The sequence below is a fragment of the Lichenifustis flavocetrariae genome (genome assembly GCF_026130545.1).
Classification (GTDB): Bacteria; Pseudomonadota; Alphaproteobacteria; order Rhizobiales; family Beijerinckiaceae; genus Lichenihabitans; species Lichenihabitans flavocetrariae.
Genome location: NZ_JAMOIM010000019.1, coordinates 1 through 21294 on the forward strand (window position 1 = coordinate 1; position 21294 = coordinate 21294).

Genomic DNA, 21294 nt, shown 5'->3' on the forward strand with positions numbered 1-21294 from the left:
AATGGTGGCCGACATCAAATCGGAACGCTGGCCGGCTTCAGATCGGAATACCCGGCCGGCTTGCATCGGAATTCGCACTTAACGCGCTGTTCGCGCGCATCAAGGCCGACAAGGGCCGCCTCGACGTGGTGGTGGCCAATGCCGGCGGGGGCGCCATGGTGCCGCTCGGGCAGATCACGGAGGAGCATTTCGACGACACCTTCGACCGCAACGTGAAAGGCGTGGTCTTCACGGTCCAGGGCGCGCTGCCGCTGCTCGCCGAGGGCGCCTCGGTGATCCTGACCGCGTCGACCACCAGCATCGAGGGGACGGCCGCTTTCAGCATCTACTCGGCCTCCAAGGCGGCCGTGCGCAATCTGGCCCGCAGCTGGATCCTCGACCTCAAGGGCCGCAACATCCGCGTCAACGTGCTGAGCCCTGGCGCCACCCGGACGCCGGGCCTGGTCGAACTTGCTGGCCCCGACAGGGCGCAGCAGCAGGGCCTCGTCGACTACCTCGCCTCACGAATCCCGCTTGGTCGGGTAGGTGAGCCAGATGAGATCGCAAAGGCGGCCGTGTTCCTCGCCTCGGACGACGCGAGCTTCGTCAACGGCGCCGAACTCTTCGCGGACGGCGGTCAGGCTCAGGTCTGAGCGGTCGCGGAGGCAGACCCATGTGCGAGGAGCGGACCCGGCACGCCACGAACCGGCTTCTCGCCAAGCTCGGGTTGGGTGCCGATCCCGAGGACATTGCCGCCCTGTTCTGCCGCAAGGTCGACTGGGCGGTGCCGGGCGACGCCAGCGCGCTGCCCTGGATAGGACGGCGCAGCGTAGGTCGGCGAACTGTCGCCGACTACATCCGTCAGAGCCGAGCGCTGGTCGAGCCCGGCGCGTTCGTGGTGACCGACATCCTGGTCCAGGGCGAACGCGCCGTGATCCTCGGCGAGCGCTGTTGCTGCCTGCGCCAAACCGGCAGGTCGGTCGAGACCGAATTCGCCATCGTGCTCACCGTGACATGCGGCCGGATCACCCGCTTCCGGCTGCTCGAAGACAGCTTCGCCGTCTCCCAAGCCTCGCGCTCATGCTCCTCGACTGGAAATCACAGCACCTGCTTCGCAATAGGCAGCGGACATTCGAACCGGACCGATGCCGATCCCAATTCTGTACTTTAGCAAAGGCTGCGGAAGCGTCTAAAAAGCTTGAGAATTGCAAATCATCGATTGCATTGGGATTGCGGACCTCTGAGAGGGGCGGCAAAGTACCTCTCGGAGGTACAATGAAAGTAGCTTTCGTCGAATGGCCAGAAGCGCTGCTGCCTGACACGCCAGCTTGGACTGTCATCGCACGCCAGGTCGCCGCCTCGGGCGCGGAACTTTTGGTCACGAATGAACTCCCGTTTGGGCCATGGATCGCAGCTGGCGCGACGTTCGACAAAACCATGGCTCGGCGGAGCGTTGAATCCCATGAAGCCGGAATAGCAGCATTAGCCAAGCTCAACCTGCCTGCAGTCTTGTCTTCTCGGCCTATTTGGTTCGAGGAGCATCTGCTCAATGAGGCGTTTATCCTTTCTGATGGGCAAGTCCGGCCCGTCCACCAGAAGAACTATTTTCCTGAAGAAGAGGGTTGGTGGGAGGCATCTTGGTTCCATACCGTCCAGCACGGCTTCAGGGCTGCCGAAGTGCAAGGCTTGTGCCTTGGCGTGATGCTTTGCACTGATGCCATGTTCAACGAACACGCACGACACTACGGGCGGCAAGGTACGAGCCTCATCGCCATCCCTCGTGCAGCCGGAATGGCCACGGAGAATTGGCTTACAGCCGGGAAAATGGCTGCGATTGTCTCGGGCAGCTATATCGTCAGTTCCAACCGGGTTGGAACATCTGACCAGGGAACGATCTTTGGGGGCGCCGGCTTCGCCTTTGGTCCAGACGGCTCCTTACTGGCAACGACGGATGCGCAGCGGCCACTGCTGGTCGTCGAAGTAGACCCTGAGCGATCCAGGCGTCAGCGGCTGGCCTACCCATGCTATGTCGGACAACTCGCGGGCGGAGCCAGCCATTTGCTGCATCACTCTTGAGTATTTCGCCGACATAGCCGGGGGTGGCCTGCTAACCTTCACCGCCTCCACCCACATGAATGCGGCCTCCTCGTTGTCTTGCTTTTCGATCACTGAATGGCGAACACGCAGCCCGGCATCTGCCAGCGACTGATAGGTTTCAGTCTCGCCAGCGTGGCCAAAGAACATCGTCGTTCCAAGCCAGTCACCCGTCCACTCTCCTGCTGGGCCGGTTCCGAAGCTTGCAATGAATGTTCCGCCTGGCCGGAGCCAATCGGCGATGCTGGCGATCATCGCCCCTTGTCGAGCCGGCGGAACATGCGTGATCGAGTAGAAGGCACCTACGGCGTCGAAGGAGCCGAGCCTGAAGGCTACCTTCGACATCTCTGCGACCAGGAATGAAGCCGAGGGTACGTTTTGGCGGGCTCTGACGATTTGCTGTCGCGACCCGTCAACGCCGACCACCGTATGTCCCGCAGCCGCCAGATCACGGGCAACCGGGAGCCCGGCACCACATCCCAGGTCGAGCACGCAACCGCCAGAGGCCGGCAATCTGCCGAGAAGGCGATCAAACCACTTCTGCCGCACCGTCGAGACGCCGAACCGTTCAAGGTAAGCATCTGCTATCTTGTCATAGCCCGACAGAACCAGATGTTGCTCATCGATCGTCATGGGGGCGATCGTCGCAGACTATTTGAAATTGGTCGACCCTGACACAGACCGAGCGAATACGCTCACGGTGCGAATTCGATCTCGCAAGCGGCCAAAGGCCCCGGATCGGCGAAGGCCTCCCGGGGGGACGTCGGTGAACGCCGGCTCGATACGGGGATCGGTGGCGCCCCCGCGCGCGGTGACGTACCGAGCGAAGAACCCGCGCAACATCGTCGAACAGGTCGCGCGCCTCATGGTTCGATCCGCTCGGCGATCTGATCCAGGATCAGACGGCCGGCGCGGCCGTCGTCGCCAGGCTCGAACGTCAGTTGCGCGCCCACGCATTTGTAGAAGAAGGTCCAGTCGGGTGTCGGGAACACGCGATAGGCCTTCTGCTCGCCCAGCTTGACCAGAAGCCCTCGATCGTCGGCGGTCACGTCGAAGATCTGTGGCGGCGTCAGTCGATGGCGCGCGGTCAGTCGGCGCAGTTGCGCGGGATCGACCGGAACCGCCGTGCGGTGCCACATCAGCTGAAAGCGGGGATCGAGGATGTGGATCCCGAGATCGGCCGTGCCACCCGCGTTGCCGATGATCACGATCCTGGCCATCATGATTCCTCAATGGACCGCTCGGCGCTGGTTGTTCCTTGATGGAACAGCAGGCGCCACCCGGCTTCCGCCCGGATCCAGACCGAACTGCGAAGACTTTTCTTGTCGGCCGCGTCCGGCGTATGTCGAGAAACCCGATAGGTCACCAGCACCGCATCGGGGCCGAGGCGTCGGAACGTGAAATCCCCGGCCTCTCGCACGATCGTCCCGACGCTGTTCCCTTCGGCCGCAAGGCTCGATACCGTTGCCGACTTATCGAAGACCCGGCCGGAGCTGCCGAACTCGACGAAGTCGTCGTGCAGCAGGGTTGCCACCTCCTGGGCCGAAGCCCGTGTGCCTGCATCCAGGAGGCGCAACTCACCTGCCTTGATCGTCACCACGTCGTCGGTCGAATCTGCCGCCGCGCCCGAGGCGCGCGCCGCGACCTGCATCAACTCGATCCGGTTCCCGAACGGGTCGTCCACGTAGCGCCGGTCATAGCCATCGAGCGGCTCGTCCGCCCGGCAAAGGTACCCGGCCGCTTCGAGCCGGCTCACCAGTTCCGCAAGGTTCGGGATCAGCAGGGCGGGATGAGCCTTCCGCGCCGGGACGAAGTCGCAGTCGACGCCGAGGTGAAGCTTCGTGGCGCCGCCGACGAACCAGCAGCCTCCCCGGGCCGCGAGGTTGAAAGGCTTGGCGACTTCGGCCAAGCCGAGCAGGCCAGCGTAGAAGGTGCGGGCCTCGGCCTCCCGTCCCGGCGGCATGGCGAGTTGGACGTGGTCGAGGCTCGTCAATAGCGGTGCCGGTGGCTTGCGCGCCCGCATGTGCAGGAACAGGGGCACGACCGCCGTGTCGGCCACGATCGGCACGGTCCGGGCCAGCTTGGGGTCGGCCCGGGGTTCGCCCATCGCTTCGATCACCAAGCCGGTCCCGAGGATCATGGCGATCCACTCGGACAAGGTGCGGTGGAAGCGCGGCGTCCGAAAGGGTTCGACCTCATCCCGTTCAGCCTTGGGCAAGGTGGAGAACCACCAGGTATCCTCCCGGCCGTCGATGCGGTGGAAATATCCCCCGAGTTCGACGCCGCGCACCCTTCCCTCGTCGTCCCGCAGCACCTTGCGGTGGGGCGGCATGAAGCAGGGGTGCAGAATGGAGAACTGGAGGAAGCCGCCGGGGCGCAGGACACGTGCCGCTTCCCGCAGAGCTTGACCAGGGTCCGGCATGTCCATCAGCGACATGAAGGCCGTGGCGAAGTCGAAGCCGCCGTCCTTGAACGGCAGCGATAGACCATCGCCGAGCGTGAACGTGATGCCGAGCGGATCGGCGGCTTCAGCCTCTTGCGCGTGGCGGATGAAAGTCGGTGCGATGTCGACGGCACGCATGCAGGCGCCGCGCCGGACGAGCTGCCGGGTGTTGGAACCCTCGCCACAGCCGATGTCGAGGCCGACAAGACCGTCGACGGGCGGCAGCATGGCCAAGAAGGTGGGCGTGTTCAGCGCGTCGCGATAGACGTCGAGCCCACGCCTGGCATGACGAGTCCATGTCTCGGCGTTCGCCTCCCATGCCCTTGCGACGTCGTCGGGCTTCATCGCGCCTCCGTCCATCGTCAAGGAACAGCATGGATCCCTCGACGTCAAGATCGACCAATCTGCCCGACTTACAGTTGCCCGATGATGACTGCCGGTCGCCGAGCGTAGTCGGGTGGGCAAGGTCGACTTCCTGCGATTGGCGAGTGAGCCAGTTCACTCAATGAGGCAGTTGCAGAAAAAAGAAGCCGAGCAGACCAAATAGAGGAACAACGCCGCCGATCATTTTAGCGAGGCGGAGGACCTTGAGCGTACTCACGGCGTCGGCATGGCGTGCGGTCCTGGACAAGGCGTACTGGAGAACAGGCAATTCCGCGATAGCCATCGGTCTTCAAGCGGATTTGGATGGAAGCGAGCCGGAAGGCCGATCGCAATGGAGCCCTCGATCGTCGCTCGCCGCACGGCGGTCGAAGAAGTGCCTTCTATGACAGCGCTCCGCACCTGGGCACCCCCATCTTCGGGCGCCCGCAAGCCGATTCGGATATGCCGTGTGCCGGGGCCGATCTACCTTCATCGTGACTGCCGGCGTCGCGCCAAGCAAGATGCGCGCGGGATCACATCGATCCCCCTGCCGTCAGCCAGCGAACAATCGCGCGCGATCCTTCGGATCACGTGGGCTGGATCGTCGAAGGTTGGGAACCGCTGAAAGGCACCGACTCGCATGAGGAAGAGCCTACCACCCCGCCGCTGGCGATTAAGCGATGCCTGTCACGCCACTCGCCGGAAGCGCAAACCGTCATCTGGGTCTCACTACCGAATGGCCTTGCTTTGCCGCCCGCATAGTCCGGAGAGCACGAGACCGGCGCCGCTGCCGGTGCCCGAACGACTTCCCGTCGATTTCCACCTTTCTCTCAGGCCCCGCAAAGCACGCGGTAAACGAACATCCCGTTCAACGGAATGACCACATATCACCCGGATACAATTGACAGGTAAATTATACCCGGATATTAATCGCACATGCATTCCGGAGAGCGCGATATGTCCGATTTCCTGACCAAACCCTGCACGGCTTTCGTTGCCCAGCAATTGCTGTTTTCCGGGCCGCTGGCTGAGGTGGCTATTGCGGTCGCGCGATCAGCTGGCATGGGCGATGCTGGTCTCGTGTTTGACGATGCGACAGGCTGCATCGTCGATCTCGATCTACGCGGCAGCGATACGGAGATCATTGAGCGGCTGTCCGAGCTTACGATACCGCATGTGGGTCGCTATCGCCCCAAAGCCGGCGAGACCTCCGACTCAGCGGCGCCGAAGGACGGACAGAGAGGCCGCGGGCGGCCGAAATTGGGAGTCGTCGCGCGCGAGGTGACCCTGCTGCCGCGCCAATGGGAGTGGCTGGCGGCTCAGACGGGTGGCGCGTCCGCAACGCTGAGGCGTCTTGTCGAGCATGCCCGCAAGGCGACGGATCCGCGCCAACACAGACGGGTGGCGCAGGAGGCCGCGTATCGGTTCATGCAGGCGATCGCCGGTGACCTGCCCGGCTACGAGGAAGCGACGCGCGCCCTTTTCGCGGACGACCAGTTCGCGTTGGAGGAACGGATCGCCGCTTGGCCGGAGGACATCCGGACCTATGCCCTGCGCCTCGCCTTCGACTCTTCCGCTCACCCGGATCAAGACCAAACAGCGGGGCTAGAACGCCAATGAGCAAGTCCCAATTCACTTCATATATCGAGCCGACGCCGGAAGCTGGCCGGCTGTTCGTTCAGCACGGCCTTACGGGTCCCGTCGTCATGCTCAATCTGCTGAAGTTCAGGGATGCCGCCGACTATTCCGCTCATCCCGAACTGGCGCCCGCCGTGCCGATCAGCGGCGCCGAGGCCTTCGATCGTTACGTCCGGCATACGCTGCCCCATCTGCGCGAAAGTGGGGGCGATGTTCTGTTTTTCGGCGCGGCTGGGTCGTTCCTGATCGGTCCCACCGACGAGCGGTGGGACATGGCGATGCTGGTGCGGCAGGCGAGCGTCGCGGCCTTCCTGTCCTTTGCCGGCAACGAGGGATATCTCGCGGGTCTCGGTCATCGCACGGCGGCCGTCGAGGATTCGCGCCTTCTGCCCCTGTCAGAAATGCCCCTGCCTCTCGACCCGAATGGAACAAGTTCATGACGTTCGCGAAGGTCAACGACATCGAACTGGCTTGGGATGATTGCGGCGACCCCACTGATGAAGCCGTCCTGCCGATCTCGGGGCTGGACCGCAGATGATCCGGTGGGCGAGGCTCTTTCGTGAAGGGTTCGCCGCGAGGGGGTATCGCGTCAGCCGCTTCGACAACCGGATGCCGGCCGCTCCCTGCATTTCAGTGCCTCGGCGCCGCCAGATTTCGGGGTGCTGGCCTCCGCGCCGATGGTGGGGCCGCGGCCCGATGTCGCCAGCGGCAGAATCAATGGATCCGCCTGACCTGGGTCGGATATCAGTGTAACGCCGATCCACATTCTCCGATCCGGTCTCGACACGAGCTTCAGCTCGAGACTCGTCGTAACTGGGATGACCCGAGCCCGCCGGCCTGGGTTGGGCATGGATGCCCAAGGCGGGCGTGTGTCCGATGGTGGAGGCGTCAGGACGCCTTGCGTCGAGGCGCCTGGCCTGTCGCCCTTCCGGGCCGCTTACCTGATCCGCCTGAGGCCAGGCTGCGGACGTTCGTGATCAAATCGCCACCGAGACGGAATTGATCGACCAGCCGGGCCAACTCCGACGTCTCCTGTGCGAGCGTATGGCTCGCGGCCGTGGTCTGCTCCACCATGGCGGCGTTCTGTTGGGTCACCTGGTCCATCTGGTTCACGGCCGTATTGACCTCCTGCAGAGCCGTCGCCTGCTCCTGGGCCGAAGTCGCGATGCTCGACACGATCGTGCTGACCTCCGCCACCTGGACGACGATCTGTTCGAGAACGACCCCAGTCTGACCCACGAGCTTGACGCCTTCGTCCACCTGGCCGGCCGACGTCGAGATCAGCGCTTTGATTTCCTTGGCGGCTTCGGCCGAGCGCTGGGCCAGGGCGCGGACTTCGGAGGCCACGACCGCGAAGCCTCGGCCCGCCTCGCCGGCCCGCGCCGCCTCCACGCCCGCATTCAACGCAAGAAGGTTGGTCTGGAATGCGATCTCGTCGATGACGCCGATGATCTGGCCGATCTGTTGCGACGATCGTTCGATATTGTGCATGGCGCCCACCGCTTGGCGCACCACAACCGACGAGGTCTCGGCGCTCTCCTTGGCGGTTCCGACGACCTGTCGGGCGTGCGCGGCGCCCTCGGAGGTCTTCTTGACCGTCGCCGTGATCTCGTCGAGTGCCGCAGCAGTCTCTTCGAGGCTCGCCGCCTGCTGCTCGGTGCGCCGTGACAGATCGTCGGACGACGTGCGAATCTCCTCCGTCCCGTTGAGGATCGCACTAGAACCCTGCCGGACCTGCCGCATCGTCCCCTGCAGCGTGTCGAGAGCGCGATTGAAGTCTGTCCGCAGCATGTCGAGTTCGGGGATCAGCGCGTGGTCGATCCTCCGTTCGAGGTCGCCTTCCGCAAGAGCCGTCAAAGCGGCGCCGAGCTGCGCCACGCTCTCTATTCTCGCGGTCACATCGGTCGCGAACTTTACGACCTTTGTGACCTTGCCCTTTTCATCTAAGATCGGATTGTAAGATCCCTGAATCCAGACTTCATTTCCGCTCTTGCCAAGCCGTTTGTACTCGGCGGCCTGGTATTCGCCATTGCGAAGGCGCTCCCAGAAGTCTCGGTAGTCTTGACTGTCGCGAAACGCGGGTTCGACGAAGATGCTGTGCGACTTGCCCCGGACTTCATCCAGCGTGTAGCCCAGTAGGTTCAGAAAATTCGCGTTGGCGTTGAGGACGGTACCGTCGACCGTGAATTCGATCACGGCCTGAGATCGGCCAATGGCGGCGATCTGGGCGGTAAAGTCGAGGTTCAGCAGGCGCTCCTTGGCGTCCGCCCATTCCACGACGAAACCCCTCCTCTTGCCACCCTTGAAGAGGGGGGTGACCAACAGGTCGAAGGTTCTCTTGCCGAGCCGGATGGTCGCCAGGTGGGGCTTTTCGAGCGTCGCAAGCATGTTGCGCTGATGCGCCGGATTTTTGTGGAAAATGTCGATGTTGCTGCCCACCAGCGCCGCCACGCTGAAATGAGGAAGCTCCTTCCTGAGCTCGGCTTCAGCCTCGCGCATCAGGGCTGTGAGCGAGTCATTCATGAAGGTGATCTTCAGGTCTTTATCGGCGACCATCACATTGGTTCGAAGCGCGTTGAGAAACGGCGCGACTGTTGTGCTGACGGCTGAACCATTAAACGAATTGAACATCGCGTCGCTCCACCGCAATTTAGCCGGTGCATAGAAATTTCTGAGAGACCGATGTCTCCACTGATCACGGCGCCGTGAGACTGGGCATGGAAATGCTAAGCGAGTCTTAGCTGGATCGATCGAAGGGCTTCCATTCGGGCCATTGGAGCCACGTGGCAAAGTATCAAGGAATAATAAGATCGATATTATCGGAACAGAACCGCCACTTCCGTCTTGCGGAAGGTGAATAGATTAATGGAAATTTGTATTCCGAAAGGGAAAAGATGACATCGTGTCAGGTTTTCCCTTCTCATAGTCAGGCGACGTCGATATTGTGGAATTATCGGCGTCTAAATTCTGGTTTTGACAAGAATTTTGACATCCTTATGCTACTACTCTGGTCACTCGAATGATTAATGACCGAAAATGCATCTGCATTCCTATTTGCATCTACATCACCAGAACCAATATCCTCTTAATATAGAAGATGTCTATTGGCAGGTTCATACGTTTAAAATTCAGAAGAACAAATAAACGCCTTCGCAGAGTAAATTCCGGTCATGTTTCGGTTCACATTTTCTGGCCGGGGCTCACAGGCTGTTGTCTACGCTCTCAACCATTCGCTCGCGATCATCGAATTCGACCTGAGCAGCACGGTCCTCTCAGCCAATGCGAATTTCTGCGCTGTCCTCGGCTACGACCTGTCCGAGATCAAGGGAGGCTCACAATCGAAGGCGAACATCGCTACTTCGCGATCAGCAAGGCCCGATGGAAAGGCGCAGCCAGTTCGGCGCTCGGGGTCGTGGATATTGCGCGCGATGTCACCGAACAGCGACTTCTCGCGGAAGAGCGGCGGGCGATCGCGAAGCGTTTTATGAGCGCTCAGGAGCAGGAGCGGCTCCGGATCGCGAGGAACCTGCACGATCAGGTCGACCAGGACCTCACGGCTTTATTCCTGGGACTAGCTTGCCTTGAAAGCGTTGTGTCAGATGTCCGCCGTCAGGGCTCATGAGACAGACTGAGGGGTTTCGACGAGGGAGGGTTTCTGGCGCATCGTAGCCCTTAAGGAGCGAAGATGAGCCAGAAAACCGGTCAGGCAAAGCCACCAGCCGAGACGGTGGTCAAGGAGATCCGCCGCGCGACACGGAAGCACTATTCGGCCGAGGAGAAGATCCGCATCGTGCTGGAAGGCTTGCGGGGCGAGGACAGCATAGCGGAGCTGTGCCGGCGCGAAGGCCTTGGATCGAACATCTCCTATCGATGGTCGAAAGACTTCCTGGAAGCCGGCAAGAAGCGCCTTGCTGGCGATGCCGTGCGCGAGGCGACCTTGGACGAGGTGAAGGGGCTGCGCCGCGAGTCACTGGCCCTCAAGGAGGCCGTTGCCGATCTCACGCTGGAAAACCGGCTGCTCAAAAAAAGCGTGACCGGCAGTGGGGACGACGACGCATGAGGTACCCGGCGTCCGAAAAGGTCGAGATCATCCGCTTGGTTGAGCAATCGCACCTGCCGGTCCGGCGCACCTTGGAGATGATCGGCGTCCCGCGGGCCACGTGTCTACCGTTGGTATGATCTCTACCAGACGGGCGGGCCCGAGGCGCTGGAAGACCGCTCGCCTCGGCCGAGCCGGGTGTGGAACCGCATCCCGGACCCGATCCGCGACAAGCTCGTCCGCCTCGCCCTGGAACAGCCGGAACTGTCGCCGCGCGAGCTGGCGGTGCGCTTCACTGACACGGGACAAGCTACTTCGTGTCAGAAGCTTCGGTGTACCGCCTGCTCAAAGCCCATGACCTCATCACCAGTCCGGCCTTCATCGTCATGAAGGCCGCCGATGAGTTCAAGAACAAGACCACGGCACCGAACCCGATCTGGCAGACCGACTTCACTTACCTCAAGGTGGCTGGGTGGGGCGAAGCGCGCCAGGGGCCACGACCTGCGTAGCAGGTTGGGGTGGCACGCGGAGGGTGGTTCTACCTATCGACTGTCCTGGACGACTTCTCGCGGCTCACATCGTGGCCTGGAAGCTCTGCACCACCATGGCGGCCAGCGACGTCACCGATACCCTGAACCTGGCTCTGCAGGCGTCAGGGCTCGAGCAGGTCGCCGTCGTGCATCGGCCCAGGCTCCTGTCCGACAACGGGCCGTGTTACGTATCGGGCGAGCTGGCGCAATGGCTCGAACGGGAACGCATGCGGCACATCCGGGGCGCCCCGTTCCACCCCAGGACACAAGGCAAGATCGAGCGTTGGCATCAAACGCTCAAGAACCGCATCCTGCTCGAAAACGACTATCTGCCGGGCGATCTGGAGGCCGAGATCGCGACCTTCGTCGACCACTACAACACCCGACGCTATCACGAGCCTGGACAATCTCACGCCCACCGACGTCTACACGGGACGCGGCGACGCCATCCGGCTCGAGCGCCAACGCATCAAGCGGCAAACCCTTCTCCATCGCCGCTTGCAGCACATCCAACACGCCGCGTAACATCAACACAGCTGCGCCAGACCCACCCTTCGTTCACGCCGCAAGCTGTCCCAAAAAGCCTGACGACGGACAGTTGGACGTGAAGAGCGGTGACCTTCTCGGCAACTTCCCGCAAGGCCTGAGCCACCTCGCCCTGATCCACGCAGCCGTTCAGCTGCGGGCCGGTAACGGCTTCAGCCGCTGAGCAAGAGCGTCTTCCGCCCGACTTTGTTCACGAGTGGCTCTACGTCAGGAAGACATACGTCGGAGATGGAAGTCGAAGCCTACACGGATGCGATCTCGACATCGTCATAGCCCTTGAGCCGATAGACCAGCATCGAGACGATCCAGCTCACGATGAACACGGCGACGATCACGTAGCCGATCATGCCGAAATTATCGTTCAGGGCTCCGATGATGTCCCACACACCACCTTGAAGCTGAAGCCTGTCGACCATCATGCCAAGAGCTTCGATGCCACCAACAAGGAGCGCCACAACAACCGAGACGGCCGTGATCGTCATGTTATAGTAGAGCTTGCGGACCGGCTTGACGAAGGCCCAGTTATAGGCGCCGAGCATCAATACGCTGTCGGTGGCGTCGAGAAGCGACATGCCCGCGGTAAACAGGGCAGGGAACACCAGGATCGTCCAGATCGACAGGCCCTGCGCGGCTTGGCTCGCCGAAATGCCGAGCAGGCCCACTTCGGTCGCCGTGTCGAATCCGAGCCCGAACAGGAGCCCAAGCGGATACATGTGCCAGGAGCGGCGAACCACGCCAAACAGCGGCCTGAAGATCCGGGCGAGGAGACCGCCTCCCGCCAGCATGCTGTCGAGATCCTGTTCGACAAGTCGGCCGCCGTTTTTCACCTTTCGGAACGTGCGATAGACCGACATGAGGATGAGGATGTTGGCCACCGCGACGATCAACAGAAAGAATGCGGAGATCGACGTGCCGATGACGCCGCCCACCACCCTGAACGCATCAAATCGCTCCTGAAGCGTCACCGTCAGCGCGGCGATGGTGACCGTGAGCGCGACAACGATCGAGGAATGGCCAAGGGAAAAGAAGAACCCGACCGAGATCGGCTTCTTGCCGTTCTGCATCAGCTTCCGGGTGACATTGTCGATCGCGGCGATGTGATCCGCGTCAAAGGCATGCCGGAGCCCGAAACTGTAGGCCACAAAGGCGGTGCCGATCAGGACCGGGAAACGATGAAAGGCCACCAGGGCCCAGACCCACGCGCCGAGATTCGCCGTGATCAGGATCGCATACATCGCGGCCACCTTGCCGGGCACCCCGACCGCCTCATCGTCGAACACCCGCCAAAATCTCATGAAGCAAGATCCGTTCGTTCAGACTGATGATGATCACCACCGGTCTTGGCCGCCGGGCGCTCAGATGCACGAAGCATGTTCATGATCCGCAAAGCCGCGCAGGCCGCGCCGTAGCCGTTGTCGATGTTCATGATCGGAACACCGGGCGCGCAACTTGCCAACCCCGCATGAAGGGCCGTGGTGCCGCCGGCCGCGACGCCGTAGCCCACGGACGTCGGCAGGCCGATCACGGCACTCGACACGAGACCGCCCACGACGCTGATCAGCGCCGCGTCCATGCCAGCCGCGACGATGACCACCGGTGCCTGCCGGATCTCCTCGATGCGGTCGAGCAGGCGCCAAAGGCCGGCCACCCCAACATCCGTGAAGGTTTGGTGCGCCTGGCCGTTGAAGCCGAGCGTCCGCGCCGCCTCACGGCCCATCGGGACATCGGAGGTCCCGGCCATGACGATCGCTACGGCGGGCCCAGGCTCCTGTGACCGTGGCCGCCCGAGGATGGCAGTACGCGACATGGGATCATAATCGAGCGCGTTTCGCTGCTCGGGCGGGAGGGCCGCGAACTTATCGGGGTCGAGCCGGGTCAGCAGCAGGCCGGTTACCCCTTGGCGCACACCCGCCACGATGGCGGCAACCTGTTCAGCGCTTTTTCCGGCGCAGAACACGGCCTCGTCCAGCCCGATGCGCGACCGGCGCTCGAAGTCGAAGTTGTAGTCCGCCATCAGGCAATGCCATGCAGGAAGGCGCTGCCGTTCCGGTAGACCGCGAATACGAGATCGGCGGTTGCGGCCTCTCCGGCGAAGAGATCCGCCACCTGCGCCCGGACCGCGGCCTCCCGGCTGCCCGTGACAGCCTTCAGGGTTTCGGGGTCGAGTTCGATGACGACACCGGTGCGCCGCACGCGGCAGCGGATCGTGCCTCTGGGAAAATCCTCGGCGAGCCGGCGTTCTACCGCGTGGATCGCCTTCAGGATGTCGGCACGAATGGGAATGCCGGTCTCGACACGGCTCGACAAACAGGGCGCGGCCGGCAACTCAGCAAGGTCTCCGAGACCGGCCGCTCGGGCGAGGCGTCGCACCCCCGCCTTGTCGACCTGCGCTTCAAGATAGGGATGGCGGACATCGTTGTTCCGAGCGGCGTCGAGTCCGGGCCGATATTCCCCAAGGTCGTTGACATTGGCGCCGGAGACGATCTGCGCCGTCGTGTGACGCGCGATGCTGCCGTAGAGATTGGTCTTGCAGAAAAAGCAGCGATTGACCGGGTTGGCGCGATAATCCGCGTCGTCGAACTCCCCGGCGTCGATCACATCGAGCCGCCAACCCTGCTCGGAGGCTATCCGCTCTACCCGGGCCGTCGCGTCACCCGGAACCGCCGGCGAGACGGCATGGAACATGATCACGCGTTCAGGAGCGTGTGCATGGGCGAGCGTGGCTAAGGTCAGACTATCGATGCCGCCACTCACCGCGACCGCGATCTCCCGATCGATATCGTCGAGGGTGGCGCGCAGCCGGTCCGCTTCGGTGTCCGTATCCATGGCCATGTCCCTAACCTCGCTTTGACGTCTGGGCCAGACGGGTCAACGCGGCGGCCTCGCCCGCACGCCGCAACGCCGTACGCGCCACATGGCCCGGCTCGGCCGCGACATCACCCGCCTCGGTCTTGCCCGTGACGCTCCCGTCCGGGCGCGTCACGGCCTTGACATGCATCGCCCGTCCCCCGACGTCGACCTCCTCGAAGCGACGCACCAAGGCCACGCCTTGGACAATATTATGCCGAAGCCCGATCGTGGTGGTCTCCGTGAAGCAAGCCGCGATCGCGTCGTCGAGCCGTTCGGGTGCCACCAAGACCTGCACATGCGTGGCGAGGCGCCCCTTCTTGCCAAACGCGACGCTCTGCAGAACGTCGTGGACACCATCAAGCGCCCGCAAATGGTCGAGGCCATGGGTCAGATCCTCGGCCGACTGGTCGTCGACCTCGAAGGTGATGACGCAGAGTTGCCGGTGCGCGTAGTCGAAAGCCCCGGCAACCGCCTCGGCCTCGTCGAACGCCAGAACCCGGAGGCAGTTGCTCAGCCCCCGTAGAACCCGCGTTCCGAAACCCGTTCCGGTTGCCCGCAACCTTCGGGCACCGTTCACCGCGGGCGCATGCGAGGCCAGCAGATATCGCGCGATGGCGGCGCCGGTGGGGGTCACTCGTTCTCCCGCGATCCCATCGTCGATCGTCTCAAGCCCGCGCAGCAGCAGCGCCGTGGCTGGGGCCGGGACGGGCAGCAGGCCATGCGCCGTTCGAACTCGGCCGCCGCCGAGCGGCAGGGGTGCGCTGGTCCATCGCGTCGCGTCGAGACGCGTGATGAGAAGTGCCGCTGCCACGATATCAATAATGGAATCGACCGCGCCGACCTCGTGGAACGTCACCGCATCTTCCGCCACGCCATGAACCTCCGCTTCGGCCTGTGCCAGAAGTGCGAAGATCCCCACCGCATGCCCGGTCACGGTTCGATCGAGTGCGGCGGATTCGATCTGCGAGCGGATTTCGCCCCAGGCGCGATGCGCACCGTGATGATGATGCGGCCCATGGTCGTCGTGCTCGTGCCGGTGGTGGTGCCCATGAGGATGATCGTGAGCATGGTCCGGCAGCGCATGAGCAGCTTCGGCCGCAACATTGAACCGATGACCAGTGAGGACGCCGTCCTGGTGAGGCACAAGCCTGCACGCCGCTTCAGAGCCAAGCTGCAGGGCTGCGACGGCGGCTTCCACCTCAGGCCAAAGATCAGGAAAAGCATCAAGGCAGGCGGCGACGAACATGTCGCCCGACCATCCCCCAAGCGGATCAACGTGTAACTGCAACGCCCGGCTCCAGACAGACCTCAAGCCTACTTATAGTGGTCTGCGGCGTCTTGGACAGGCGCGGTGCGATGCCGCGAGCATGACTGCGTTTCGCGCGCTATGTTCCGGGACTGCGATTGCAAACCAAGGGAGCCCATCATGGCAGCCTCACCCGTTTCGAATGGCGCTCTGCCGCCAGCCCTGCCGACGGGCCTCAACCGTCCCGCCGACCCTGCCAATCTGCCACTCATCAGCCAGGCGGGCGAAATGCGCGGCGAAATGCTTTACCGCCCGCTGGGCCGCACCGGAGAGATGGTTTCAGCCATCGGGCTCGGCGGATTCCATATTGGAAAAAGCCGCCTCACCGATGAGGAATCGGTCAAGCTCATCCATGCCGCGATCGATCGGGGCATCACCTTCATGGACAATTGCTGGGATTATAACGAGGGCCGCAGCGAACTCCGGATGGGAGTTGCCCTCAATCAGGGCAACTACCGGGACAAGGTGATGCTCATGTCCAAGATGGACGGGCGTACGAAGCAGGAGGCGATGGACCAGATCGACACGTCGCTCAAGCGCCTCCGCGTCGATTGCATCGACATCGTCCAGCACCATGAAATCCTGCGCTACGACGATCCCGACCGTATCTTCGCCGAAGGCGGGGCCATGGAGGCCTTCGTCGAGGCGAAACAAGCCGGGAAGCTCCGCTACATCGGTTTTACGGGTCACAAGGATCCGCGCATTCACCTGCAGATGCTCGATGTCGCGGCCGAGCATGGCTTTCACTTCGACACGGTGCAGATGCCGCTCAACGTCATGGACGCGCATTTCCGCTCATTCGCCCATCTTGTGCTGCCCTACCTCGTCGAGCACGGCATCGGCGTGCTGGCCATGAAGACATTCGGGGACGGCGTGATCCTGAAAAGCGACGCACCCATCAAGCCGATCGAGTATCTACACTATTCGCTCAACCTGCCGACCTCGGTCGTGATCACCGGCATCGAGAACCAGGCGAACCTCGACCAAGCCTTCGAGGCGGTCAGGACATTCAAGCCGATGGACAGGGCGACGATCGCCGAACTCCTGTCCCGCAGCGCCAGCTATGCGACCGCCGGCAAATACGAGCTGTTCAAGACGAGTTCGACCTTCGACGGCACAGCCAAGAACAATGACTGGCTGGGCGAGGATGTCGAAGGCGTGAAGAAACTCGCGCCCGTCCTGGAATGATCATACGGCGGCCAGACATGTGAGCTGGCCGTTACTCCTCGGGCTCGGTGATGAACTGAAGCGGGTAGCCTTTCTGTTGCCCCAGATCGGTCGCGCGTGCCGCTTTGGTTTCGGCGACATCCTGCGGGTATACGGCGATCACGCAGGAGCCGAGCTTGTGCGCGGTGATCATCACCGCATAGGCGCGCTCCTTCCCCATGCGGAACTCGGCCTTCAGCACCATGACCACGAAATCGCGTGGCGTGTAGTCGTCGTTGAGCAGAATGACTTTGTAGAGCCGAGGCCGCTCAAGCTTGGGCTTGACCTGCGGCCGTGACGTGATCACGACATCCGTCATGAGGTGGCGTCCTCGTGAAGTCTTGCTCCAATTTGCGACAGAACCGCGAAGGCTTCAATGGCTCGGCATCGGGCTGGATTGTCACAAGCGGAGGGCTTGCTGAACGGAGTTCCGCTCGCGGATCGACATCAGAACGCGTGAATGCTGCGGCTCGTCTGGCTGAAATGCTGCCGAGGTTCGCGTCAGGGAGTTCAGCCCTACGCACGATCCCTATAACGTTCCGCGCCCGGTTGATGCCGGGCGCGGAAGATCGATCAGAGCGCCTTCAAGGTCGCGATCTCGGCCATGGCTTTCGCGACAGAAGCCTCACGTTGATCCGGGCCGAGCGCGATCCCTTCGGCCACAATGACCTCGGGGTTCGTGATCCCGATGAACCCAAGGACGGTCCGCAGGTAGGTTTCCGCGTGCTCGAAGGCCTGATGTGGCGAGCCGGGTGCATAGATACCGCCGCGTGCGATAGCCAGGATCACGCGTTTTCCACCCGCCAGGCCTTCAGCGCCCTTGTCGGTGTACCGGAAGGTCTTTCCCGCAACGAGAATGCGATCCACCCAGGCTTTCAACTGGCTGGAGATCGTGAAGTTATAAAGCGCTACACCGAGCACAACGGTGTCGGCGGCCAGAAACTCTTCGAGAACCTTGCCGCCCAAGGCCAGATCCTCTTGCAGGGCCTGATCGTGCTGCACGTCCGAGCTCTGTCCGGCCAGATAGGCGCCAGTCAGGTGCGCGATTGGGGCGGCCACAACATCCCGATAGGTGACGTTCGCGGCCGGCACCTTCAACTGCGCCAGGACGGCTGCCGAGAGGGCGCGGCTCACCGAATTGCCGCCCAAGATGCTGGAATCGATATGCAGTATGTTCATTGCTCACCTCAGTCTGGTATCTATTTGTGACCGACGCTAAATAGATGACCGTGATTGCCGCGCGCAAGGAGGCACATTTTTGGAACCCGAGCACATCGATGTAACCGAGCCCATGCCGCTTCACTGCCCGGGTGCCTGCAAGACGGTGAGCGGTGTTCTCGCCCGGATCGGTGACAAATGGAGTGTTCTCGTCATCATGCAGTTGGGCGACGAGCCAAGGCGGTTCAACGATCTGAAGCGGACGATCGGCGGCATCTCGCAGAGAATGCTCACCTTGACGCTGCGCGGTCTCGAACGCGACGGTCTCGTCACGCGGACAATCTATCCGACCATCCCGCCGCGCGTCGACTATCGACTAACGGATCTCGGGCGCTCTCTGAGACAACCCGTGCAAGCTCTCGGACAATGGGCGATGGGCAATTTGAAAGCGATCGAGCGAGCGCGATCGACATACGATGCCGCTCCGGCAGGCCAGATCTTTGGAGTCGCTGAGGCAAGTGGGCGTCGCGATGACACGCATGCGATCGGCTGAACGCCTTGATCACCAATCGATGTTGACGACTGAAATGATCCCGAATGGCCTGGACGCCATCAAGGACAGCAACAATGAGACAGGGGTGCCCGCATGATTGCCTCCGCCAAACGACTGACCGAACTGGCACATGGGGGCGGATGCGGATGTAAGCTTGCGCCGTCCGTCCTGCAGAGCTTGCTGGCCGACCAGCCCATGTCAGGGGTGTTCGGTCAATTGCTCGTCGGCACTGAAACAGCGGACGATGCCGCCGTCTGGCAGATCGACGACACGACGTGCGTGATCGCCACCACGGATTTCTTCATGCCGATGGTGGATGATCCGCGCGATTTCGGCCGCATTGCCGCCGCCAATGCGATCTCGGACATCTACGCCATGGGTGGCAAGCCCATCATGGCGCTTGCGATCCTCGGCATGCCGATCGCCACATTGGCGCCAGAGACGATCCGCGAGATTCTGAAGGGCGGCGCCTCCATTTGCGCTGAGGCCGGGATCCCGGTCGCGGGGGGGCATTCGATCGATGCGCCGGAGCCGATCTATGGGCTTGCGGTGATCGGCCTTTGCCGCCCGGATCAGGTTAGGCGGAATGCCGGCGCGCGCGCAGGCGACGCTTTGATCCTCACCAAGGGCATCGGCGTTGGCATATATTCCGCGGCCATCAAGCGCGGCGGCTTGCCCGACGGGGCTTATGGGGAAATGATCGCCTCGACTACCCTCTTGAACCGAATCGGGCAGCACCTCTCTTCCGACGAGGCCGTGCATGCGATCACCGATGTGACCGGCTTCGGTTTGCTGGGACATGGGCTTGAAATGGCGCGTGGATCGGGTTTGGGGCTTCAGATCGACGCCACCACCGTCCCGTTGCTCAAGCACGCCGCGACGCTGGCCGAGCAGGGGTTCGTCACCGGCGCGTCCGAGCGCAACTGGGCAAGCTACGGCGACGCCATAGATCTGCCGGGCGACTTTCCCGATTGGCATCGCAAACTCCTGACCGACCCGCAGACGTCGGGCGGTCTGCTGGTCGCTTGCGCGCCAGACAGGGCGACAGCGATCCTCACCGAGATCGTGGACGCCGGATATCCAGCGGCCCGGATCATCGGTCGTGCCGTGACCGGAGAGGCGCGCGTGATCGTGCAGGGCTGAGGGAACAGTGCGCTCACCGGGGAACTCGGGACGTTGGGTTTCGGTTGGCGCCGCGGGAGGGTCGGTCCATGAAACAGCTGCCACAGCTCGTCGCGGCACTCGTGTTGAGTGCAACCATTCCCGCCTTGGCTGAGGATCCACCGTCGACTCAGAGCCTGAAGGCCCCTGGCGATTGCACGCGGACAGAGGCTGCGACGCGGCCAGCGCCGGCGGCTGCCGATGGTACCGCACCGGGGAATGCGGGCTCGACGGGGTGGAGCGGGGGAACGGGCGGCTCCTATGTCGGGACGGTTCCGGCCGGCGCGGCACCCGACTCGAAGACCTTTCAGCCTGCGACGGCTCGGGGGCTCGACCCGATCAGCTCGCCTCCCAAGATGGCGCAGCGAGACTGCCCCAATGGAAACATTCCTTCGCCGTCCCAGTCGCAAGGAAAAAGCTGATCGCCGCCCGATCAAAGCGGGCAGCCTGGATGGCCAATCAGGTTGCCGCAGGATCGTCTTCACCGACGACCCTTTCCTTCAGCTTCGGAGAACCACGCAACTCCCGCGCGCCGCATGGATCTGGGAGCATAGCGCAGCGGCGGCGGCGCGTGTCTGAGCCGGCACTCGGACGCGATAGAAGGCGTGAAAACCGCGCGTCCGCATGCGCGTGCCGATGATCATCGGTCGGACGTCACCCAGAATGGCGCTGTAGCGGCCACGTACCCGCTCGAAGCTTGCCAGCGCAACGGTCTTCGAGAAATTGCCCGAAAGCTGGACGCCCCAGGGGGCCAGCGCGGCCGTCGCGATCGTGCTCGCGAGCGGTGTCGAGATGCGGATCTCATGCGCGACATCGACGCACGACCGTTCGGGTGACTGAGACTTGAAAGCGATCTTCTTCCGGGCATCCTCGGCCCAGTCCTCGGCCGATCGACCCGTGATCCTCAGCACATAGTCTTCGGTTTCGAAAGGGAGCCCGCCCTTTCCCGCGAGCCAGTTCGCAACGCGGTTCGGACCGCCATTATAGGCTGCGGCTGCAAGGCCGAAATTGCCGAAGCGCGACGACAATTCCGCCAGAAAAGCCGCCGAGGCGGGAATGGCCTGCTCCGGGTCGAACGGATCGTCGAGACCGCGCTCGTGCGCCGTTCCGGGCATGAACTGGGCCACGCCTTGTGCGCCGGCCGGGCTCACCACGCCGGGACGGAAGCTGCTCTCCTGCCAGAGGAGCCGGGTCAAAAATTCGGCCGGCACGCTTTGCTTGGCCGCGGCGCTGTCGATGAGGCGGCAGAGAGCCTGTTCGACCGATTCACCTGTGCTCTTCGCAGGTGCGACCGGCTCCGCATGCGAGAGGATCGTGCCTGCGACATAAAGGAAGATCGCCAGAGTCGGTGCGACAATGCGTGGTCGTGTCAGTTTCGCATGTGCCCGCAACGCTGTCTGCTCCCCCTGTCGCCCTGTGCTTCCTACC

General features: G+C 62.8%; 21 protein-coding genes and 4 pseudogenes. 11 read left to right on the top strand and 14 right to left on the bottom strand.

Annotated features, from left to right (window positions below):
* From M8523_RS22970 to M8523_RS22980, 3 genes are all read left to right on the top strand, one after another.
* A partial coding sequence (locus M8523_RS22970; RefSeq protein WP_282587246.1) for an SDR family NAD(P)-dependent oxidoreductase occupies positions 1–632 on the top strand: 632 nt, incomplete at its 5' end.
* 20 nt (positions 633–652) lie between these two features.
* Complete coding sequence (locus M8523_RS22975; protein ID WP_282587247.1) at positions 653–1150, top strand: nuclear transport factor 2 family protein; 498 nt, start codon at positions 653–655, stop codon at positions 1148–1150.
* Positions 1151–1254: 104 nt separating this feature from the next.
* Complete coding sequence (locus tag M8523_RS22980; RefSeq protein ID WP_282587248.1) at positions 1255–2055, top strand: carbon-nitrogen hydrolase family protein; 801 nt, start codon at positions 1255–1257, stop codon at positions 2053–2055.
* A gap of 231 nt (positions 2056–2286) precedes the next feature.
* Here the strand turns inward: M8523_RS22980 and M8523_RS22985 are convergent.
* From M8523_RS22985 to M8523_RS23010, 6 genes and pseudogenes are all read right to left on the bottom strand, one after another.
* A pseudogene (locus M8523_RS22985) lies at positions 2287–2706 on the bottom strand (class I SAM-dependent methyltransferase); the annotation flags it as partial.
* Positions 2707–2936: 230 nt separating this feature from the next.
* A complete protein-coding gene (locus M8523_RS22990) occupies positions 2937–3296 on the bottom strand; it encodes a hypothetical protein (protein WP_282587249.1) in 360 nt (119 codons plus the stop codon).
* The gene (locus tag M8523_RS22995) at positions 3293–3724 is read right to left on the bottom strand and encodes a nuclear transport factor 2 family protein (protein WP_282587342.1); all 432 of its coding nucleotides are present in this window, start codon (positions 3722–3724) and stop codon (positions 3293–3295) included. Before M8523_RS22995 ends, M8523_RS22990 begins: the two co-directional genes overlap by 4 nt.
* Positions 3719–4096 (bottom strand): annotated as a pseudogene (locus tag M8523_RS23000) (VOC family protein); the annotation flags it as partial. The pseudogene M8523_RS23000 and the gene M8523_RS22995, both read right to left, overlap by 6 nt.
* A pseudogene (locus tag M8523_RS23005) lies at positions 4082–4861 on the bottom strand (class I SAM-dependent methyltransferase); the annotation flags it as partial. The pseudogenes M8523_RS23005 and M8523_RS23000, both read right to left, overlap by 15 nt.
* Positions 4862–5018: 157 nt before the next feature.
* Positions 5019–5183, bottom strand: a complete 165-nt coding sequence (locus tag M8523_RS23010; protein ID WP_282587250.1) for a hypothetical protein — start codon at positions 5181–5183, stop codon at positions 5019–5021.
* 653 nt (positions 5184–5836) lie between these two features.
* Here M8523_RS23010 and M8523_RS23015 point away from each other — a divergent pair.
* Positions 5837–6499 carry a DUF2239 family protein gene (locus M8523_RS23015; RefSeq protein ID WP_282587251.1) on the top strand — a complete coding sequence of 221 codons (663 nt, stop codon included), beginning with the start codon at positions 5837–5839 and terminating at the stop codon, positions 6497–6499.
* Positions 6496–6957, top strand: coding sequence for a DUF1330 domain-containing protein (locus M8523_RS23020; RefSeq protein ID WP_282587252.1), 462 nt, complete (start codon positions 6496–6498; stop codon positions 6955–6957). Before M8523_RS23015 ends, M8523_RS23020 begins: the two co-directional genes overlap by 4 nt.
* Before the next feature lie 448 nt (positions 6958–7405).
* Here M8523_RS23020 and M8523_RS23025 read toward each other — a convergent pair whose 3' ends face one another.
* Entirely contained in the window at positions 7406–9148 is a 1743-nt protein-coding gene (locus tag M8523_RS23025; RefSeq protein ID WP_282587253.1) for a methyl-accepting chemotaxis protein, read from the bottom strand.
* An 853-nt stretch (positions 9149–10001) separates the two neighbouring features.
* Here M8523_RS23025 and M8523_RS36820 point away from each other — a divergent pair.
* Both M8523_RS36820 and M8523_RS23035 read left to right on the top strand, forming a co-directional pair.
* On the top strand, positions 10002–10139 hold the full coding sequence (locus M8523_RS36820; protein WP_428351139.1) for a histidine kinase: 138 nt from the start codon (positions 10002–10004) through the stop codon (positions 10137–10139).
* Positions 10140–10202: 63 nt separating this feature from the next.
* Positions 10203–11611, top strand: a pseudogene (locus tag M8523_RS23035) (DDE-type integrase/transposase/recombinase).
* Positions 11612–11874: 263 nt separating this feature from the next.
* Here the strand turns inward: M8523_RS23035 and M8523_RS23040 are convergent.
* The 4 genes from M8523_RS23040 to larC are packed head-to-tail and all read right to left on the bottom strand — an operon-like array spanning position 11875 to position 15728.
* Positions 11875–12927, bottom strand: coding sequence for a HoxN/HupN/NixA family nickel/cobalt transporter (locus M8523_RS23040; protein WP_282587254.1), 1053 nt, complete (start codon positions 12925–12927; stop codon positions 11875–11877).
* A complete protein-coding gene (gene larB, locus M8523_RS23045; RefSeq protein WP_282587255.1) occupies positions 12924–13646 on the bottom strand; it encodes a nickel pincer cofactor biosynthesis protein LarB in 723 nt (240 codons plus the stop codon). Before larB ends, M8523_RS23040 begins: the two co-directional genes overlap by 4 nt.
* Positions 13646–14458, bottom strand: coding sequence for an ATP-dependent sacrificial sulfur transferase LarE (gene larE, locus M8523_RS23050; RefSeq protein ID WP_282587256.1), 813 nt, complete (start codon positions 14456–14458; stop codon positions 13646–13648). The genes larB and larE overlap by 1 nt, the downstream gene beginning before the upstream one ends.
* A gap of 10 nt (positions 14459–14468) precedes the next feature.
* Positions 14469–15728 carry a nickel pincer cofactor biosynthesis protein LarC gene (gene larC, locus M8523_RS23055; RefSeq protein ID WP_282587343.1) on the bottom strand — a complete coding sequence of 420 codons (1260 nt, stop codon included), beginning with the start codon at positions 15726–15728 and terminating at the stop codon, positions 14469–14471.
* A gap of 180 nt (positions 15729–15908) precedes the next feature.
* Between larC and M8523_RS23060 the strand changes: the two genes are divergently transcribed.
* The gene (locus M8523_RS23060) at positions 15909–16976 is read left to right on the top strand and encodes an aldo/keto reductase (RefSeq protein WP_282587257.1); all 1068 of its coding nucleotides are present in this window, start codon (positions 15909–15911) and stop codon (positions 16974–16976) included.
* A gap of 31 nt (positions 16977–17007) precedes the next feature.
* Here the strand turns inward: M8523_RS23060 and clpS are convergent, their stop codons facing one another.
* Both clpS and M8523_RS23070 read right to left on the bottom strand, forming a co-directional pair.
* Positions 17008–17313, bottom strand: coding sequence for an ATP-dependent Clp protease adapter ClpS (gene clpS, locus M8523_RS23065; protein ID WP_282587258.1), 306 nt, complete (start codon positions 17311–17313; stop codon positions 17008–17010).
* A 254-nt stretch (positions 17314–17567) separates the two neighbouring features.
* A complete protein-coding gene (locus M8523_RS23070; protein ID WP_282587259.1) occupies positions 17568–18173 on the bottom strand; it encodes an FMN-dependent NADH-azoreductase in 606 nt (201 codons plus the stop codon).
* A 79-nt stretch (positions 18174–18252) separates the two neighbouring features.
* Here M8523_RS23070 and M8523_RS23075 point away from each other — a divergent pair, with 79 nt between their 5' ends.
* The 3 genes from M8523_RS23075 to M8523_RS23085 all read left to right on the top strand — a co-directional run bounded on the left by M8523_RS23075 (position 18253) and on the right by M8523_RS23085 (position 20288).
* A complete protein-coding gene (locus M8523_RS23075; protein WP_282587260.1) occupies positions 18253–18705 on the top strand; it encodes a winged helix-turn-helix transcriptional regulator in 453 nt (150 codons plus the stop codon).
* A gap of 93 nt (positions 18706–18798) precedes the next feature.
* Positions 18799–19848, top strand: a complete 1050-nt coding sequence (gene selD, locus M8523_RS23080; RefSeq protein ID WP_282587261.1) for a selenide, water dikinase SelD — start codon at positions 18799–18801, stop codon at positions 19846–19848.
* 68 nt (positions 19849–19916) lie between these two features.
* Complete coding sequence (locus M8523_RS23085; RefSeq protein WP_282587262.1) at positions 19917–20288, top strand: hypothetical protein; 372 nt, start codon at positions 19917–19919, stop codon at positions 20286–20288.
* A 78-nt stretch (positions 20289–20366) separates the two neighbouring features.
* Here M8523_RS23085 and M8523_RS23090 read toward each other — a convergent pair whose 3' ends face one another.
* On the bottom strand, positions 20367–21179 hold the full coding sequence (locus M8523_RS23090) for a lytic transglycosylase domain-containing protein (RefSeq protein ID WP_282587344.1): 813 nt from the start codon (positions 21177–21179) through the stop codon (positions 20367–20369).
* Between the last annotated feature and the right edge of the window lie 115 nt (positions 21180–21294).